The organism is Pseudomonas sp. PB103, from assembly GCF_009764635.1.
Lineage (GTDB): Bacteria > Pseudomonadota > Gammaproteobacteria > Pseudomonadales > Pseudomonadaceae > Aquipseudomonas.
Window position 1 is genome coordinate 1 of the sequence record NZ_RWIL01000087.1, and the last position, 18428, is coordinate 18428.

Here is an 18428-nt window from a genome sequence, read left to right on the forward strand (position 1 = left end):
TTTGAACAGCAAGATCAAAAGATCGCAGCCTGCGGCAGCTCCTACAAGGATTAATGTCGTCCACAACACTTAACCCTGTGAGAGCTGGCTTGCCAGCGATGGCGTCTGCACTTACACCGCACATCTTCTAGGCTGAACCGAACCCATCCAGCCCACCGGAGGCCCACCATGCACCTTGAAGGCTCCTGCCACTGCGGCGCTGTCACTTTCAGCCTCATCAGCGCCCATCCCTACCCTTATCAACGTTGCTACTGCTCGATCTGCCGCAAGACCCAGGGCGGTGGCGGCTACGCGATCAACCTGGGCGGCGACGCGACCACGCTCAAGGTTCACGGCCGCAAAAACATCGCCATCTACCACGCGAAGATGAAAGACGAAGGTGACAAGCGTGCCCATCGCAGCAGCGCCGAACGGCATTTCTGCTCATTGTGCGGCAGCGGTCTGTGGCTGTTCAGCCCGCAGTGGCCGGAGCTGATCCATCCATTTGCCTCAGCCATCGATACGCCGCTGCCCGTGCCACCGGAGCACACGCACCTGATGCTCGGCTCGAAGGCGCCGTGGGTGGAAGTCGACGCCCAAGCCAAGGACAAACAATTCGACGTCTACCCCGAAGAATCCATCGCCCAGTGGCACCAACGCCTCGGCATCAGCACCTGATAAACACCCCAATGTAGGAGCTGCCGAAGGCTGCGATCTGTTGATCTTGTTTTTAAAAACCAACATCAAAAGATCGCAGCCTGCGGCAGCTCCTACAGGGGGGATGTGGGGATTTTTGCCGGGGCAGTTCCCTTTTGTGTATTTCGTTCGGTTAACCCTCAGAAGCACTTCAACGACCGATCGATTTGATGCAAAGGGATCTCCATGCCGTACGTCCGTTTTCGTTTTGCCTTGTGCCCGTTGGCGCTGGCGCTGCTGAGCCTTAATGCCCAAGCCGCTGAAACCGTCGCCCTGCAACTGGGCGCCACCAATATTTCTGCCGAAGGCCTCGGTGCCACCACCGAAGACACTCACGCCTACACCACTGGCAGCATGTCCTCGGCCACCGGCCTGCCGTTGTCGATTCGCGAAACCCCGCAATCGGTCACCGTGATCACCCGTCAGCAAATGGATGATCGCGGCGTGCAAAGCGTCGGCGATGCGCTGCGCAACACGCCCGGTGTTTCGACGCAGAAATACGACAGCGACCGCAGCGAATTTTCCGCGCGGGGCCTGGCGATCACCAACTTCCAGTACGACGGCATCAACATCCCCTACGACGGTGTTTACGGCGAGAACCCGAACAACGGTGACGACGCCGCGAGCATCGACCGCGTGGAAATCATCAAGGGCGCGACCGGGCTGATGACCGGTAATGGCGACCCGTCCGCCACGGTCAACCTGATCCGCAAGAAGCCGACCAAGCAATTCAAGGCCTCGATCAGCGGCACCGTCGGTTCGTGGGATGCCTACCGCACCGTCGGCGACATCTCCGGTTCGCTGACCGATTCGGGTAATGTGCGCGGGCGTTTCGTCGGCGCTTACTCGGACAGGAATTCCTACCTCGATCACTACAGCCAGAAGAAAGACCTGTTCTACGGCATCCTCGAAGCCGACCTGACGGACGATACCTTGCTGACCTTTGGCATCGACAAGTCCAGCACCACCCCACGCGGCACCTCCTGGACCGGCAACCCGGTGTACTTCAGCGACGGTGGTCGCACAGACTTTGCGCGCCACTTCAACTCCGGTGCCGACTGGAGCCGTCGCGATTTCGACAACATCACCTACTTCGCCTCGCTCGAACAGGCGCTGGCCAATGACTGGAAATTCAAGGTCAGCGTCGACCAGAAAACCACCGACCACGACACTCGCCTGGCGTCGGCGAGCGGCGGCAACCCGGATCGCGCCACGGGTGAAGGGATGTTCCTGTACTGGGGCCGCTGGGAGGGCCATCGCGTGCAGAACACGGCTGACGTCAACGTCTCCGGTCCATTCTCCCTCGGCGGTCGCGAACATGAACTGGTGGCCGGCGTGATGACCGCGCACTCGCGCCAGACCGGTTCGACCTACGACACCAGCGCCTTTTCGCAAGTACCGGGGAGCATCTATGACTGGCGCGGCGATCTGCCAAAACAGGATTTCCCGAAGAACGGCAAGTACGAGCGCACACAGAGCCAGAACGGCATTTACCTGGCCACGCGCCTGCATCCGACCGACGATTTGTCGGTGATCCTCGGCAGCCGCTTGAGCACCTTCAAATACAACGAAGACTACGGCTACAACCCGGGCGCCGGGCTCGACGACACCCACGCCAGCTACAAGGAGCACGGCGTGGTCACACCGTACGCCGGGGTGGTTTATGACCTCGACGACACCTACTCGTTGTACGCCAGTTACACCAGCATCTACCAACCGCAAACCTATAAGGACAGTAACGGTTCGACCCTCGCGCCGGTCGAGGGCGACAGCTACGAGGCCGGCCTTAAAGCTGCGTACTTCGACGGTCGCCTGAACGCCAGCCTGGCGTTCTTCCGCATCGAACAGGACGGCGTTGCCGAGTCGATCGGCACCAATGCGGTGACCAACGAAGGCATTTACAAAGCCATCGACGGCGCCACCACCAAAGGCGTGGAACTGGAACTGGCCGGCGAACTGGCCGACGGCTGGAACGTCTCCGCCGGCTACACCTACGCACGCAGCCGCGATGCCGACGAGCAGCGCATCTACGGTTATCCGCTGTCGACCACCAAGCCGGAACACGTGGTGCGCACCTTCACCACCTACCGTTTGCCCGGCGTGCTCGACAAAGTCACCGTCGGTGGCGGTGTGAGCTGGCAAAGCGCGTTCTACGGCAAGATCTACAGTGCGCCGGCCGGCGATTACACGCGCATCAAGCAAGGTGGCTACACCCTTGTCAACCTGATGAGCCGTTACCAGTACAACGAGCATTTGAGCTTTACGGTCAACGCCAACAACGTGTTCGACAAGCGCTACCTGACAGGGCTGGGCAACTTCGACACGACGTTCTACGGCGAGCCGCGCAATGTGATGCTGACGACCAAGTGGGATTTCTGATCTTCAGCTGATTTTTTGCTGCCTGTGCCGGCCCCATCGCTGGCAAGCCAGGCTCCCACAAGGTCTTGCGGCGTTGCCGATACAGTGGCAACACCCACCAACCCTGTGGGAGCTGGCTTGCCAGCGATGGCGGTGGGTCAGTCACAAAATACCGAGCGGACCGGCCCCATCGCTGGCAAGCCAGGCTCCCACAGGGTCTTGCGGCGTTGCCGATACAGTGGCAACACCGACCAACCCTGTGGGAGCTGGCTTGCCAGGCTCCCACAAGTTCTTGCGGCGTTGCCGATACAGTGGCAACACCGACCAACCCTGTGGGAGCTGGCTTGCCAGGCTCCCACAGGGTCTTGCGGCGTTGCCGATACAGTGGCAACACCGACTAACCCTGTGGGAGCTGGCTTGCCAGCGATGGCGGTGGGTCAGGTACAGCTGTTTTGACTGGGCTGGCCTCTTCACGAGCAAGCTTTGCTCCTACAAAGCTCTGTGGTGCTCACAAAACTTGTAGGAGCAAAGCTTGCTCGCGAAGAGTCCAGCACGGCCAATACAATTCAATCCAGATGCGCCCAGCTCATCCGAAACGACGCCCCGCCCCACTCCGATTCGCCGACTTCAACCTGCCCGCCATGGGACTGCGACACCCGCCGCACCAGCGCCAGGCCCAACCCAAACCCGCCGGTACGCCGATCCCGGCTGGCATCCAGCCGAGAAAATGGCTCGAAAATCTTCTCCCGCCCGTCCAGCGGCACGCCCGGGCCATCGTCGTTAACGCGAACTTCGTAATAATCGCCGTGGCGCACTAGCGTCACTTCGACTCGCTGCTCGGCATAACGAATGGCGTTGCGCAGCAGATTGATCACCGCCCGCGCCATGAACCGCGGTTCGATGCGCACGGTGTCGAGCCGGCAATCGCCAATCAGCAACTGCACCCCCGCCGCTTCCGCTTCCAGGGCCACGCTGCCGACGACGCTGTCGAGCCAGTTGGCGGCCTGAATGTTCTCGCGTTTGATCACCGTCGCGCCGCGCTCAAGGCTGGCGTAGGTCAGCAATTCGGAAACCATCTCCTCCAGCTCGCCGAGGTCGGCGTACATGTCGGCGATCAGCTCGCGGTTCTGGCTGGCGTCCGGTTGCTGCTTGAGCTGATCAAGTTCGAATGACAACCGCGCAATCGGCGTGCGCAATTCGTGAGACACGGCATTGGTCAGCTCGCGCTGATTGGCGATCAGCCCCTCGATGCGCGCGGCCATCAAGTTGAAGTGCTCCGCCAGATCACGGATGTTCGAGCGTTTCGACAATTGAATACGCACCGCCAGGTCGTTGTCGCCAAAACGCTCGGCGGCCAGACGCAGTTTTTCCAGATCGCGCCAGTGCGGACGCACCCAGAAAAACAGGACGATGCCGATCAGCACCGCCAGCATCATGTAGGCCACGGTGATGTAGAACGGCATCAGGCTCGGTTCCGGCGGCAGCTTGATGCTGAGCAACTGCGAACCGCCATCGATATTGCTGATGAACTGGGTGTAGTTGTCGCGAATCACCAACAGATTCTGCGCAAGTTCGGCTTTTTCCTGTGGCGTCAGGGCCAGTTGACCGGCCTCGACCAGCGCCAATGAGAGTCCGTAGTGCGGGCGCAGGGCCTCAAGCTGCTGCTCGCGCGCTTCGCCCTGTTGATCGCGCATGTGCTCGACCAGCGACCACGCCTGGCCCCGCACAGCCTCACGGTTATAGGCCTGCATCTGGTTGTCGAGGAGCGCATTGAACGTGTGCTCGACGGTCTGCAATGCCAGCACCAGACCGATCGTCATCACCAGAAACAGCCCGAAAAATAACCGCAGCATCTACAGCTCCCACGCGAACGGATTGAACAGATACCCCTTGCCCCACACAGTCTTGATGCACACCGGTTCGCGGGGGTTGTCCTTGAGCTTGTTGCGCAACTTGCTGATGTACACGTCGACGCTGCGATTGAGCCCGTCGAAGGCAATGCCGCGCATGCGGTTGAGGATGTCATCGCGCGAAAGAATCTTGCCGGCGGCACTGGCCAGCAGCCAGAGCAGTTCGAATTCCATAGTGGTCATTTCGATGATCTCGCCGGCCAGGCGCACTTCGCGACAACTGCGGTCGATGCTCAACCGACCGAACTCCATGGCGCTGACCACGCTGCTGTCCGGCACCTGACGTCGCTGCAAGGCACGCAACCTGGCCAGCAGAACCGGCGGTTTGATCGGTTTGATCACGTAGTCGTCGGCACCGGATTCCAAGCCGAGAATGTGATCGAGGTCGTCTTCCTTGGCCGTCAGAATCACGATCGGCGTGTCCGACACGCTGCGAATCTCGCGGCACACCTGCAGCCCGCTCTGGCCCGGCAGCATCAGGTCGAGCACCACCACTTTCGGCTTGAATTCAAGAAACGCGGCCACGGCCAGATCGCCGCGATGCACCGAGCGGACTTCGTAGCCATGTTGTTCGAGGAAGTGCGCGATCAGCGCCGCGAGGCGCTCGTCGTCTTCCACCAGCAGGACTTTGCCAAAACCCAGGTAATCCATAACGACCGTGTGCCAACCCATGTGTGAAAGGGTCGACATTATGGCGGGATTCGTGGGCGCAGGCCCGTTATCGGTGATGTTTCATACTCTTAAGAGTTTTTAACAATCACACGCAAAAGATCGCAGCCTCCGGCAGCTCCTACATTTGGAATGCGTTTCCCCGTAGAAGCTGCCGAAGGCTGCGATCTTTTGACGTTGTTTTTTCGAACAGGGCTATGCCGCGACAGGCACACCACTGTGAAAACGGAATTCTTCGTCCGGCGACTCAATCAACTCTTGCTCGGCAGCACGAACCCGCACGATCACTTGCTCAACATCCTTGGCATCACCGTACTGATAAGCCAGCTTCAGATACCCCTGAAAATGCCGTGCCTCGCTTTTCAGCAGGCCAAAGTAGAACTTGCCGAGTTCTTCGTCCAGATGCGGCACCAGCGCTTCGAACCGCTCGCAACTGCGCGCTTCGATAAACGCCCCCACCACCAGCGTATCCACCAGTTTCACCGGTTCATGGCTGCGCACCACCTTGCGCAGGCTCGACGCATAACGGCCGGCGTGCAGCTGGCGCAGTTCGATCTTGCGACGTTTCATCAGGCGCATGACCTGTTCGTGGTGCACCAGTTCTTCCCGGGCCAGACGCGACATCATGTTGATCAGGTCGACGTGGGAATGGTACTTGGCTATCAGGCTCAGCGCGGTGCTGGCAGCCTTGAACTCACAGTTCTTGTGGTCGATCAGCAGGGTTTCCTGATCGGCCAGTGCGGCCTGGACCCAGGCGTCTGGCGTGCGGCAGCCAAGGAATTCGTGGATTTCGGGAAGGATCATGGGGCTCACGGTAAAGGTGTTCGAGCGAAGGGCGCCGATTATACCGGCCTGCCCGCAGACCACCAGCCGCCCGCGTTGATATGCATCAAGTCACGGGCGCATGAGCAGCAACTATAGTTGTGCAACGCCGTGCCTTTTCTTTGCTGGAGACTCCGCTCATGCAAGCCATTCGCAGCATTCTGGTGGTCATCGAACCCGAACATTCGGAAAGCCTGGCGCTCAAGCGCGCCAAGTTGATCGCGGGTGTGACCCAGGCCCATCTGCACCTGCTGGTGTGCGACAGAAAGCACGACCACGCCGGCATGCTCGGCGTGCTCAAGGCCGCGCTGCTGGCCGACGGTTACAGCGTCACCACCGAGCAGGCGTGGAACGAAAGCCTGCATGAAACCATCATCGATGTGCAGCAGGCCGAGGGCTGCGGGCTGGTGATCAAGCAGCACTTCCCCGACAGTTCGCTGAAAAAGGCCCTGCTGACCCCGGCGGACTGGAAACTGCTGCGCCACTGCCCGACCCCGGTGCTGCTGGTGAAAACCGCCAGTTCGTGGAAGGACAAAGTGATTCTGGCGGCGGTGGATGTCGGCAATGTCGATGGCGAACACCGGCATTTGCACACGACGATCATTGATCATGGCTACGACATTGCCAGTCTGGCCAAAGCGCACCTGCATGTGATCGCAGCGCATCCCTCACCGATGTTGTCAGCGGCGGACCCGACGCTGCAACTGAGCGAAACCATCGAAGCGCGCTACCGCGAACAATGCCGGGCGTTTCAGGCGGAATTTGATGTCGATGATGAACATCTGCACATTGAGGAAGGGCCGGCGGATGTGCTGATCCCGTTCATGGCGCACAAGCTGCAGGCGGCGGTGACGGTGATTGGCACGGTGGCGCGGACCGGTTTGTCAGGGGCGCTGATCGGCAATACCGCGGAAGTGGTGCTGGATGCGCTGGAAAGCGACGTGCTGGTGCTCAAGCCGCAGGAGGTTGAGGATCATCTGGTGGAGTTGGCGGTGAAGCATTAAAGATCAAAAGATCGCAGCCTTCGGCAGCTCCTACAGGTAGAACGCATCACCCAAACCTGTGGGAGCTGGCTTGCCAGCGATGGGGCCGGCACAGTCAATATCAATATCGACTGAACTACCGCTATCGCTGGCAAGCCAGCTCCCACAGGTTCAGTTGGCATTCACATAAATGGCATTGCCATACCGTCGCTGTAGGAGCTGCGGCACGCTGCGATCTTTTGACCTTCAGGCGCCAAAGGCGTCTTTAAGGAAACCGGGGGCGATGTAGCGCTGATAATGCGCTTCCGACAGCAGGAAGAATTCCCGATCAATGGCATCGCGCAATTCCGGCAAATTCCATTCACGAAACTCCGGCAGCAACACCATGCCGTACGCTTCCAGATTAATGATCACCCGCGCCCCCCGCGCGATCAGCTGATACGCCCAGCAATATTCCGACTGATGCGGCACGAAGCGGATCTTGCGCTGTTCGAGCTGCTCGCGCAGACGCGCCGAATCAAAAATCTCGACCTTGCCCGCCATCACTTGTGACAGCAATTGCTCCAGCCGCAACCACACCGCACGTTTTTCCTCCTCGTTGTACCCATTCCAATGGATCACTTCGTGATGGAAACGCTTGCAGCCACGGCACACCAGATCACCGTAAACAGTGGAGCAGAGGCCGACGCAGGGGGTCTTGATGGTCTGATTGGGCATAAGGTAGGCAAAGGCACTGAAACGCGGAACAGGTCGGCATGTTAGCCCTTTGTCTAACATTCATCACCCCTCAAACTTCAGGGACGAACTTACGTTTAATTTTTTTTTGCCGTAGAATCAGCCAGCCTTTTAAGGCGCCAATGTCCGTTAGAAGCTGTTTTCAAAGCGTCACGAGCACAGTCGTTCCTTCAGAGCGGTGTTGGCGAGGGGTTTTTCCAGCGGGGAAAAACCCAACGCCAACCCTCATCAGCTCCCCGTTCTGCAGGCGTAAAACTTTGAAAGCAGCTTCTGTAAGGAATTGCCGGTAATTCTGGCCGAACGACCCACAACGTCGTGAGGAGCATGAGTACGGCAATTTCGGGATGAGCGTCCCGGACACCCATTTGGGACCACTGATGAGGGTAATAACTGTGCTTGAAGCCTACCGCAAACATATCGAAGAGCGTGCAGCCCTGGGTATCGTTCCCCAGCCGCTTAACGCCGAACAAACAGCAGGCCTGGTCGAGCTGCTGAAAAACCCTCCGGCTGGCGAAGAAGAATTCCTCGTTGACCTGATCACCAATCGCATTCCACCAGGCGTGGACGAAGCGGCCTATGTCAAAGCCGGCTTCCTGTCTGCACTGGCCAAGGGCGAAGTTTCCTCCCCGCTGCTGGACAAAAAACGCGCTGTAGAACTGCTCGGCACCATGCAGGGCGGCTACAACATCGTGACTCTGGTTGACCTGCTGGACGACGCCGAGCTGGCGCCAGTCGCTGCCGCGCAACTCAAGCACACCCTGCTGATGTTCGATGCGTTCCACGACGTCGCGGAAAAAGCCAAGAACGGCAACGTTCACGCTAAAGCCGTGCTGCAATCCTGGGCTGACGGCGAGTGGTTCAAAAACCGTCCGACCCTGGCCGACAAGATCAGCCTGCGCGTTTTCAAAGTCACCGGCGAAACCAACACCGACGACCTCTCCCCTGCTCCTGATGCCTGGTCGCGTCCAGACATCCCGCTGCACGCCCTGGCCATGCTGAAAATGGCCCGCGACGGCATCGTTCCTGATCAGCAGGGCGCCATCGGCCCGATGAAGCAGATCGAAGAAATGCGCGGTCAAGGCTTCCCGATCGCCTACGTCGGTGACGTGGTCGGTACCGGTTCCTCGCGTAAGTCCGCGACCAACTCGGTGCTGTGGTTCTTCGGCGACGACGTTCCTAACGTGCCGAACAAGCGTGCTGGCGGTTTCTGCTTCGGCAGCAAAATCGCTCCGATCTTCTACAACACCATGGAAGATGCCGGCGCACTGCCAATCGAGTTCGACGTTTCCAACATGAACATGGGCGACGTGATCGACCTGTACCCGCATGCTGGCAAAGTCTGCAAACACGGCACCGATGAAGTCCTGACCACCTTCGAAATGAAGACTCCGGTGCTGTTGGACGAAGTCCGTGCTGGCGGCCGTATCCCGCTGATCATCGGCCGTGGCCTGACCGAGAAGGCTCGTGCCGAACTGGGTCTGCCAGCGTTCGACCTGTTCAAGAAGCCTGATGCACCGATCGAAAGCACCAAGGGTTACACCCTGGCGCAGAAAATGGTCGGCAAGGCGTGCGGTCTGGCAGAAGGCAAAGGCATCCGTCCTGGCACCTACTGCGAACCGAAAATGACCACCGTAGGTTCTCAGGACACCACCGGTCCAATGACCCGTGACGAACTGAAAGACCTGGCGTGCCTGGGCTTCTCGGCTGATCTGGTGATGCAGTCCTTCTGCCACACCGCGGCCTATCCAAAGCCGATCGACGTGACCACCCACCACACCCTGCCTGACTTCATCATGACCCGCGGCGGCGTTTCCCTGCGTCCGGGCGACGGCATCATCCACTCGTGGCTGAACCGCATGCTGCTGCCAGACACCGTCGGTACCGGTGGTGACTCGCACACCCGTTTCCCGATGGGTATTTCGTTCCCGGCCGGTTCCGGTCTGGTTGCGTTTGCTGCGGCCACCGGCGTTATGCCGCTGGACATGCCGGAATCGATCCTGGTGCGCTTCAAAGGCAAAATGAAACCTGGCATCACCCTGCGTGACCTGGTTCATGCGATTCCTTACTTCGCTATCCAGAACGGTCTGCTGACCGTCGAGAAGAAAGGCAAGAAAAACGCCTTCTCCGGCCGCATCCTGGAAATCGAAGGTCTGGAAGGTCTGACCCTGGAGCAGGCGTTCGAACTGTCCGACGCCTCGGCCGAACGCTCGGCTGCCGGTTGCACCATCAAGCTGTCGAAAGAGTCGATCACCGAGTACCTGAACTCCAACATCACCCTGCTGCGCTGGATGATCGGCGAAGGCTACGGCGATGCTCGTACCCTGGAACGTCGCGCTCAAGCGATGGAAGCCTGGGTTGCCAACCCGGAACTGATGGAAGCCGATGCTGACGCCGAATACGCCGAAATCATCGAAATCGATCTGGCCGACATCAGCGAGCCGGTACTGTGCGCGCCGAACGACCCGGACGACGCCCGTCTGCTGTCCAGCGTTGCTGGCGAGAAGATCGACGAAGTGTTCATCGGTTCGTGCATGACCAACATCGGTCACTTCCGCGCTGCCGGTAAACTGCTGGATCAGGTCAAGGGTCAGCTGCCAACTCGTCTGTGGCTGTCGCCGCCGACCAAAATGGACGCTCACCAACTGACCGAAGAAGGCTACTACGGCATCTACGGCAAGGCTGGCGCACGCATGGAAATGCCGGGCTGCTCGCTGTGCATGGGCAACCAGGCACGTGTAGAGCCGAACGCGACTGTTGTGTCGACTTCGACCCGTAACTTCCCGAACCGTCTGGGCGACGGCGCGAACGTCTACTTGGCTTCGGCTGAGCTGGCGTCCGTGGCTTCGATCCTGGGTCGCCTGCCGACCGTCGAGGAGTACATGGAATACGCTGGCAAGATCGACAGCATGGCGGCCGATATCTACCGCTACCTGTCCTTCGACCAGATCGCCGAGTTCCGTGAAGCTGCTGCGAACGCCAACATTCCGGTCGTTCAAGCCTAACGTTACAACGCAATGAAAAACGCCGCCCATCGCAAGATGAGCGGCGTTTTTTTATGCCCGCACAACCCACCGATGTAGGAGCAAAGCTTGCTCGCGATGGCGTCGCATCAGCCAACATATTCGTTCAATGGTTAACCGCTTTCGCGAGCAAGTTTTGCTCCAACAGATTTACAGGGGGTCAGAAGAGTTCGTTGAACGGGATAAAGCGCAGCGGTTCGCCGAGCGTGTGCGTGCTGTTCTCGGGAATTTCTACCAGGCCATCAGCCCACGTGGCGCCAAGCAATACGCCCGAACTCTGATTCGGATAAAGCACCGCAGCCCCCGCTTCCAGGCGTGCTCGCAGGTATTCGCGGCGGCTGCCCGGTTTCGCCCAGTCGAAGCCCGCCTTCACCGTGAAGCTCAGCGGCATCACGTCTTCGACCCCTTGAATCCTCAGCAGATACGGCCTGGCCAGCAAACCGAACGTCACCAGCGCCGAGGTCGGATTACCCGGCAGACCGATCACCGGCACCGTGCCGAAATGCCCCACTGTCAGCGGCTTGCCGGGCTTGATCGCGAGTTTCCACAGCAGCGGTTTACCGTTGTCGCGCAGCACTTGGCCCAGGCAATCGGCATCGCCGGCAGACACTCCGCCCGTGGTCAGAATCAGGTCAGCGCCGACTTGCAACTGCTCAAGCTTGAGCCGCGTCTGTGCCGGACGATCCGGCAGGATGCCGCCATCGATCACCTCGCAGCCCAGTTCACGCAGCCAGTGCGCGAGCAACACACGATTGCTGTTGTAGATGCTCCCGGGACGCAGTGGCAGCCCCGGCTCGACCAGTTCGTCACCCGTCGACAACAACGCCACGCGAGGCCGACGCACCACGTGAACTTGCGCCACGCCCTGCCCCGCTGCCACGGCCAGTTCGAACGGCCCAAGACGTTTGCCGGCGCGCAGCAGAATGTCGCCAGCGCGATTCTCCTGACCTTGTGCGCGAATATTCTGGCCAACCTTCAGCGGCTGCAAAAACCGCACACGGCCGTCTTCCAGCACCTCGACGTTTTCCTGCATTTCCACACAATTGGCACCCGGCGGCAGCGGTGCCCCGGTGAAGATCCGCGCACAACTGCCCGGCAACAAGGCGTCCGGCGCCAGACCGGCGTACACCCGTTGCGACACGGCCAACGGCTGACGGTGCAGATCCGCGAGGTTCAAGGCGTAACCGTCCATGGCACTGTTCGGCCAGGGCGGCAGATCCAGCGTCGCCACCAGATCACTGGCCAGCACCCGACCATGCGCGTCATCGAGCGAGTGCATTTCGCTGTCCACCAGCGGCTGCTCATTGGCCATGGCCAGCAGTTGGTCGAGGGCTTCCTCGACCGGCATCAACGGTGCCCGGCTCATCCGCGGGTTCCGCAGGCTTGTACCGATTTGAGGTGCGGGACGAAGTTGCACGGGCGGTGACGGTTGTCGAGTTGCTCAGCCAGAATGCCTTCCCACGCCGTGCGGCAGGCGCCGGTCGAGCCCGGCAGGCAACACACCAGCGTGCCGTTGGACAGCCCGGCCAGGGCGCGGCTTTGCACGGTGGAGGTGCCGATATCGAGAATCGAAATTGCGCGGAACAGTTCGCCAAACCCGTCGATCTGCTTGTCCAGCAAACAGGCCACCGCTTCCGGCGTGCTGTCGCGTCCGGTGAAGCCGGTGCCGCCAGTGATCAGCACCACCTGAATGCTGTCGTCGGCGATCCAGTGCGCGACCTGAGCGCGAATCTTGTACAAATCATCCTTGAGCAGATTACGTTCGCTCAACGTGTGACCGGCTTCCAGCAAGCGGCTGACCAGCAACTGGCCCGAGGTGTCGCTGGCGTAATCGCGGGTATCGCTGACCGTCAGCACGGCAATGTTCAGGGGGACAAACAGGGCATCCGATTTCGCGCTCATGGGAATTCTCCGGCAGCAATTAATCCAATTGCCGACAAGCCTAAGTGCCTCTTCTTAGTACTGTCTAATCACTCTGGCCAACCGGACTATCGAGCGCCTCTATCGCCCGCCGCAACTGCGCTCAAAGCCACTAAAGACGCGGCTGATAGAGCCGGTCGACAGTCCTTTCAATGCTTCCGATTGGACGAATAACCGCTTAAATGAGATCGTCGCCGCCTGCGCTTTTCGTGCACTGCGCGCCTCCGCGTCAACACTCAATCAAAATTCTCATCGAGCAGGTGCCATCGTGGACATCAAACAACTCAAGTTCCTGATCGCGCTGGACGAAACCCGTCACTTCGGCCAGGCCGCCGCACGCTGCCATATCACTCAGCCGACCCTGTCGATGCGCTTGCGCAATCTGGAAGATGAGCTGGATCTGATACTGGTCAACCGTGGCCAGCGCTTTGAAGGATTTACCCAGGCAGGCGAACGCGTGCTGGCCTGGGCGCGGACCTTGCTGGCGGCGCACGACGGCTTGTTCGCCGAAGCGGCGGCGTGTCGCGGGCAACTGGTCGGCAGCTTGCGCCTGGGGCTGGTGCCACTGAGCAGCTTCAACCCGGTCAATTACATCCAGGGCTTGTCGGGGTCGTATCCTGAGTTGAAATTCAGCCTGTCATCGCTCAGTTCCGATGAAATCATCGCAGGGCTTGGCAACAACCAACTGGACCTGGGCGTGTGTTACCTCGATCACGTCAACCCGAACTATTTCGAGTTTTTCGAGATCGGCGAAACCCGCGTCGGGCTGCTCTATGACAACCGTCACTTCCATTTCGAAGGCACGGAAATGAGCTGGGAAGCTGCCGCCGAACTGCCGTTGGGCATGATCACCACCGGCATGCATTACCGTAAATCGATTGACTTGAGCTTTCGCAGCCGTGGGCTCAGTCCGCAGCCGATCATGGAGAGCGATTCGACGTATCAGCTGTTGCAGGCGATTCACCAGGGGTTCTGCTGCTCGATCATGCCGCTGGACAGCGGGCTTGAGGAGCCGATCGAGCATCTGTCGTTCATGCAGTTACCGGATGCCAGTGTGCTTGCGCCATTGGGCCTGGTGATGCGCAAGACCGAACCGCGCTCGGCGATTGCCGAGAAGTGCTTTGCCGAGGCGCGCAAGCTGTTTGGGGTTGAGGTGCCTGCCGAATAATTGACCAGTTCAACCCAGCCTGCGCAAAATCCAGAACCTGTAGGAGCTGCCGCAGGCTGCGATCTTTTGATCTTGTTTTTAACAATCAAGATCAAAAGATCGCAGCCTGCGGCAGCTCCTACAGGGAGTGATAGATGCATCCGATCAGCAGATCGGAACAAGCGATTGGACGCTTTTTTAACGCCCCCGCGCCACAACCGGCGCAGGTAGCGTATCGCTAATACCTGCCTGACGCAGCGGTATCGCACGCGGCGCTCGCGGCGGAAATCGCCCTGGCCATCACCTACAACGGCTTGAATCAAGCGGTGATAATGGTCTCGCCCGGCAATATTGAAGACTTCATCCGAGGCTTCAGCCTGAGCAACGCGATCATCGCCAGCGTTGACGAAATCCATGACCTGCGCCTCACCCATTTCGATCAGGCCTGCCAGGCCGACGTGCAGATTTCCAGCCGCGCCTTCTGGGCGCTGAAGGATCATCGTCGCCAAATGGCAGGCACCAGCGGCTGTGATCTGTGCGGCGTCGAACCGCTGGAGCAGGCGCTGCCGCCGCTGGAGATTCTGCCGCCGTCAACGCTGCCACCAGCCGCGTATTTCGACAACATCCGCCAGCGCATCGAGCAGGCTCAGCAACTGGCCCGAAGCAGGAAACGCGAAACCACGCTCGAAGGCGCGCACTGGGTACAAGCGCGCGACTGCGACCAGAATGCGGCGCTGCGCTGGAGCCTGGCGCACGCCTGAACAAGATTGAATGAAAACCTGTGGCGAGGGGATTTATCCCCGATGGACTGCGCATCAGGCCCAGCTTTTTTGCAGACCGCCGCGCGGCCCGTCGGGGATAAATCCCCTCACCACAAAATCTTCTTCGGATTCGGGTGTTCAAGATATTTCACATTGAGCGTTTACACGCCCGCAGATTCCCCCTTACTATCCGTGGCACACCGGTAAGCGGGTCCGCCCCGCCACCGACGTTTTCCGCCAACGGAAACACGCGTTATGAGCACGTCACTACAACAACTAAAATCGTTGAACGTCTCCGCTGTGCGCCCCCTCTGTGACAGGGGTTGCGCATGAATCGCATCGTCAATCTCCCCATGGCCCTGCGCCGCTCCAAGCTGCGTCACTCCGCACGCCCGCCGGATATCTGCGTTTCTGCCTGATCACGTCTGAAAAACGTGTAGGCCCTTTCTCTTTCGATATCCCTGCCAGGACGCCTGGGCTTTTGCCCTCTAAAGTCGTCCGGCCCGAATCTGCGCGCCTGTGCGGCGCCCCCCTGAGTGTTTGCCATGAAATTCGCAGCCATTGAAGACGCACGCCTGTTCCTCGAACAAAACCCTGATATCGACATGATCGAGCTGTTCATTCTCGACGCCAACGGCGTGCCACGCGGCAAGCTGTTGCACCGCGAAGAACTGCTCGCCGTTTATCAAAGCGGTCGCCCGCTGCCGAGCACCATCCTTGGCCTGACCGTGCAAGGCGAAGACGTCGAGAACTCCGGTCTGGTGTGGGACGTCGGCGACATCGACTGCCGCGCCTACCCGCTGGAAGGCAGCCTGGTGCGCTTGCCATGGCGGCAGATTCCGACCGCGGCGGTGCAGGTCAGCATGCACCCGACCGAGGGCATGCCGGCCAGTATTGCCGACCCGCGCCATCTGCTGATCAAGGTCATCGACGGGCTCAAGGCCGAGGGCTACTACCCGATCATGGCGTGCGAACTGGAGTTCTATCTGCTCGACGCCAAGCGCGATCACAACGGACGCCCGCAACCGGCACTGGATGCTGACGGTGGTCGACCGCGACATACGCAGGTCTACGGTTTGCGCGAGCTGGAGCAGATCGAACCGTTCCTCGCCGACCTCTACAGCGCCTGCAAACTGCATGGTATTCCGGCACGCACGGCGATCTCCGAATACGCACCGGGCCAGGTGGAAATCACCCTCGAACACGGCGATGCGTTGCAGGCGATGGATCAGGCTGTGCGCTACAAACGCCTGGTCAAAGCCGTGGCGCACAAGCACGGCATGCAGGCGACGTTCATGGCCAAGCCGTTCGACGATCTGGCCGGTACCGGCATGCACATGCACGTCAGCCTCGCCGACAGCGCGGGGCACAATCTGTTTGCTTCCGAAGACCCGGCCGGCACGCCGCTGCTGCGTACGGCGATTGGCGGCATGCTCGCATCGTTGCTGGACACGCTGCTGCTGTTCTGCCCGAACGCCAACTCTTACCGCCGTTTCCAGGCCAACAGCTACGCGCCATTGGCGCCGACCTGGGGCGTCGACAACCGCACCGTCAGCCTGCGCGTACCCGGTGGCCCGGCCAACACCCGACACATCGAACACCGCATCTGCGGCGCCGATGCCAACCCGTATCTGGCGGCGGCGGCGATCCTTGCCGGCATTCATCGCGGCATTCGTGAACACCTCGATCCGGGGGCGCCGGTCGAGGGCAATGGTTACGCGCAAGCCAAGGAACTGCTGCCGACTGACTGGCTGACGTCGTTGCAGGCACTGGAAAATTCCGTGTGGGCACGCGATGCGTTGGGGCAGGAATTTCTCGGGGTGTATCTGGCGGTGAAGCGTGCCGAGTACCGGCAGTTCATGGCTGAAGTGGGCGAGCAGGATTGGCGTTGGTACCTCACCGAAGCCTGACCATTTGACACAAACCCTGTGGGAGCTGGCTTGCCAGCGATGGGGTCGGCGCATTCAGCATCGTTGGTGACTGATACTCCGCTATCGCTGGCAAGCCAGCTCCCACAAGGATCCTGTTTAGCCTTGCGAATTTGTGTGGACACTGACATGACCGAACGCTGCAATTCCTACTACACCGCCACCCTCAACCAGGACACCCACTACCCGACCCTGCAAGGTCGGCACGCGGTTGACGTGGTGATCATCGGGGGCGGTTTCACCGGCGTCGCCACCGCCGTTGAACTCGCCGAAAAAGGCCTGAAAGTTGCCATCGTCGAGAGCAACAAAATCGGCTGGGGCGCCACCGGGCGCAACGGCGGCCAGGTCACCGGCAGCCTCTCCGGCGATGGCGCGATGCGTAAACAAATGCGCGCGAAACTCGGCGATGACGTCGACGATTTCATCTGGCACCTGCGCTGGCGCGGGCACGAGATCATCAAGCAGCGTGTCGAAAAATACGCCATCCAGTGCGATCTAAAACACGGCCATCTGCACGCGGCCTACAAGCCGAGCCACATGACCGATCTGCGCAACGATTACGAAGAGGCGGTGCGTCGTGGACTGGGCGACGAAGTCAGCCTGCTCGACCGCAGCCAGGTCCGCGATCTGCTGCAAAGCGACCTCTATCACGGCGCCATCAAGAACACCCGCAACATGCACCTGCACCCGCTCAATCTGTGTATCGGCGAAGCGCGGGCAGCAGAAAGCCTCGGCGCGCTGATCTTCGAAAACAGCGAAGTGCTGGAGATCATTCACGGCGATACGCCAAGGGTAAGGACCGCTCACGGTCAGATCGACGCCAAGCAAGTGATGCTCGCCGGCGACGTCTACCACAAGCTCGAACCGGGCCAGCTCAAAGGCAAGATCTTCCCGGCCATGGGCGGCATCGTCACCACCGCGCCGCTGGGCGAACTGGCCAGGCAGATCAACCCCGAAGACCTCGCGGTCTACGACTGCCGCTTCGTCCTCGACTACTACCGCCTCACCGCCGACGGGCGCTTGCTGTTCGGTGGCGGCGCCAACTACAGCGGCAAGGATTCACGCGACATTGCCGGCGAACTGCGGCCCTGCATCGAGCAAACCTTTCCGGCGCTCAAAGGCGTGCAGATCGACTACCAGTGGAGCTGCGCGATGGGCATCGTCATCAACCGCATTCCGCAACTGGGCAAGCTCTCGGACAACGTCTGGTATTGCCAGGGCTACTCGGGACATGGCATCGCCACCACGCACATCATGGGCGAGATCATGAGCCGGGCGATTACCGGGCAGCTGGAACAGTTCGACACGTTTGCCGCGTGCCAGCACATTCGTGTGCCGATGGGGGATTGGCTGGGGAACCCGATGCTGGCGGCAGGCATGTGGTACTACCAGATGCTCGAAAAGCTGCGCTGATACAACACCCTCCCCTGTAGGAGCTGCCGAAGGCTGCGATCTTTTGATCTTGTTTTTTAAAATCAAAATCAAAAGATCGCAGCCTTC

13 protein-coding genes and 1 pseudogene are annotated in these 18428 nt (G+C 60.1%); 8 read left to right on the top strand and 6 right to left on the bottom strand.

All coding sequences use genetic code 11. The annotated features are described in order from the left end of the window. Positions 1–168 precede the first annotated feature (168 nt). Both EJA70_RS15730 and EJA70_RS15735 read left to right on the top strand, forming a co-directional pair. Positions 169–657 (top strand): GFA family protein, encoded by a 489-nt coding sequence (locus tag EJA70_RS15730; RefSeq protein WP_158831876.1) that lies wholly within the window; start codon positions 169–171, stop codon positions 655–657. A 204-nt stretch (positions 658–861) separates the two neighbouring features. Next, positions 862–3054: a TonB-dependent siderophore receptor gene (locus EJA70_RS15735; protein WP_158831878.1), complete on the top strand. Its 2193-nt coding sequence runs from the start codon at positions 862–864 to the stop codon at positions 3052–3054. 545 nt (positions 3055–3599) lie between these two features. On the opposite strand, the gene EJA70_RS15740 is transcribed toward EJA70_RS15735, so the two are convergent. The 3 genes from EJA70_RS15740 to EJA70_RS15750 form a co-directional block, all read right to left on the bottom strand. Next, positions 3600–4886: an ATP-binding protein gene (locus EJA70_RS15740; protein ID WP_158831880.1), complete on the bottom strand. Its 1287-nt coding sequence runs from the start codon at positions 4884–4886 to the stop codon at positions 3600–3602. Then, positions 4887–5594: a response regulator gene (locus EJA70_RS15745; RefSeq protein ID WP_158831894.1), complete on the bottom strand. Its 708-nt coding sequence runs from the start codon at positions 5592–5594 to the stop codon at positions 4887–4889. A gap of 213 nt (positions 5595–5807) precedes the next feature. Beyond that, a complete protein-coding gene (locus EJA70_RS15750; RefSeq protein ID WP_053121340.1) occupies positions 5808–6416 on the bottom strand; it encodes a tRNA-(ms[2]io[6]A)-hydroxylase in 609 nt (202 codons plus the stop codon). 158 nt (positions 6417–6574) lie between these two features. On the opposite strand from EJA70_RS15750, the gene EJA70_RS15755 reads away from it, so the two are divergent. After that, on the top strand, positions 6575–7438 hold the full coding sequence (locus EJA70_RS15755; RefSeq protein ID WP_158831882.1) for a universal stress protein: 864 nt from the start codon (positions 6575–6577) through the stop codon (positions 7436–7438). Between the two features lie 225 nt (positions 7439–7663). On the opposite strand, the gene EJA70_RS15760 is transcribed toward EJA70_RS15755, so the two are convergent. After that, positions 7664–8134, bottom strand: coding sequence for a DUF1289 domain-containing protein (locus tag EJA70_RS15760; RefSeq protein ID WP_045123298.1), 471 nt, complete (start codon positions 8132–8134; stop codon positions 7664–7666). 410 nt (positions 8135–8544) lie between these two features. On the opposite strand from EJA70_RS15760, the gene acnB reads away from it, so the two are divergent. Beyond that, on the top strand, positions 8545–11154 hold the full coding sequence (gene acnB / locus EJA70_RS15765; protein ID WP_158831896.1) for a bifunctional aconitate hydratase 2/2-methylisocitrate dehydratase: 2610 nt from the start codon (positions 8545–8547) through the stop codon (positions 11152–11154). Between the two features lie 178 nt (positions 11155–11332). On the opposite strand, the gene glp is transcribed toward acnB, so the two are convergent. Then, positions 11333–12538, bottom strand: a complete 1206-nt coding sequence (gene glp, locus EJA70_RS15770) for a gephyrin-like molybdotransferase Glp (protein WP_158831884.1) — start codon at positions 12536–12538, stop codon at positions 11333–11335. Then, the gene (gene moaB / locus EJA70_RS15775; RefSeq protein WP_158831886.1) at positions 12535–13074 is read right to left on the bottom strand and encodes a molybdenum cofactor biosynthesis protein B; all 540 of its coding nucleotides are present in this window, start codon (positions 13072–13074) and stop codon (positions 12535–12537) included. Before moaB ends, glp begins: the two co-directional genes overlap by 4 nt. A 286-nt stretch (positions 13075–13360) precedes the next feature. Between moaB and EJA70_RS15780 the strand changes: the two genes are divergently transcribed. The 4 genes and pseudogenes from EJA70_RS15780 to EJA70_RS15795 all read left to right on the top strand — a co-directional run bounded on the left by EJA70_RS15780 (position 13361) and on the right by EJA70_RS15795 (position 18341). Beyond that, a complete protein-coding gene (locus EJA70_RS15780) occupies positions 13361–14260 on the top strand; it encodes a LysR family transcriptional regulator (protein WP_158831888.1) in 900 nt (299 codons plus the stop codon). 134 nt (positions 14261–14394) lie between these two features. Further along, positions 14395–14904: pseudogene (locus EJA70_RS15785) on the top strand (formate dehydrogenase accessory sulfurtransferase FdhD); the annotation flags it as partial. A 641-nt stretch (positions 14905–15545) separates the two neighbouring features. Then, on the top strand, positions 15546–16910 hold the full coding sequence (locus EJA70_RS15790) for a glutamine synthetase family protein (RefSeq protein WP_158831890.1): 1365 nt from the start codon (positions 15546–15548) through the stop codon (positions 16908–16910). A 147-nt stretch (positions 16911–17057) separates the two neighbouring features. After that, a complete protein-coding gene (locus EJA70_RS15795; RefSeq protein ID WP_158831892.1) occupies positions 17058–18341 on the top strand; it encodes an FAD-binding oxidoreductase in 1284 nt (427 codons plus the stop codon). Positions 18342–18428 lie beyond the last annotated feature (87 nt).

Excerpts from the sequence above, each read along its gene's own strand:
- moaB (WP_158831886.1), bottom strand. The coding sequence starts at position 13,074 with ATGAGCGCGAAATCGGATGCCCTGTTTGTCCCCCTGAACATTGCCGTG.
- EJA70_RS15740 (WP_158831880.1), bottom strand. The coding sequence starts at position 4,886 with ATGCTGCGGTTATTTTTCGGGCTGTTTCTGGTGATGACGATCGGTCTG.
- EJA70_RS15735 (WP_158831878.1), top strand. The coding sequence starts at position 862 with ATGCCGTACGTCCGTTTTCGTTTTGCCTTGTGCCCGTTGGCGCTGGCG.
- glp (WP_158831884.1), bottom strand. The coding sequence starts at position 12,538 with ATGAGCCGGGCACCGTTGATGCCGGTCGAGGAAGCCCTCGACCAACTG.
- EJA70_RS15750 (WP_053121340.1), bottom strand. The coding sequence starts at position 6,416 with ATGATCCTTCCCGAAATCCACGAATTCCTTGGCTGCCGCACGCCAGAC.
- EJA70_RS15730 (WP_158831876.1), top strand. The coding sequence starts at position 169 with ATGCACCTTGAAGGCTCCTGCCACTGCGGCGCTGTCACTTTCAGCCTC.
- EJA70_RS15745 (WP_158831894.1), bottom strand. The coding sequence starts at position 5,594 with ATGGATTACCTGGGTTTTGGCAAAGTCCTGCTGGTGGAAGACGACGAG.
- EJA70_RS15760 (WP_045123298.1), bottom strand. The coding sequence starts at position 8,134 with ATGCCCAATCAGACCATCAAGACCCCCTGCGTCGGCCTCTGCTCCACT.
- EJA70_RS15755 (WP_158831882.1), top strand. The coding sequence starts at position 6,575 with ATGCAAGCCATTCGCAGCATTCTGGTGGTCATCGAACCCGAACATTCG.
- EJA70_RS15790 (WP_158831890.1), top strand. The coding sequence starts at position 15,546 with ATGAAATTCGCAGCCATTGAAGACGCACGCCTGTTCCTCGAACAAAAC.
- EJA70_RS15795 (WP_158831892.1), top strand. The coding sequence starts at position 17,058 with ATGACCGAACGCTGCAATTCCTACTACACCGCCACCCTCAACCAGGAC.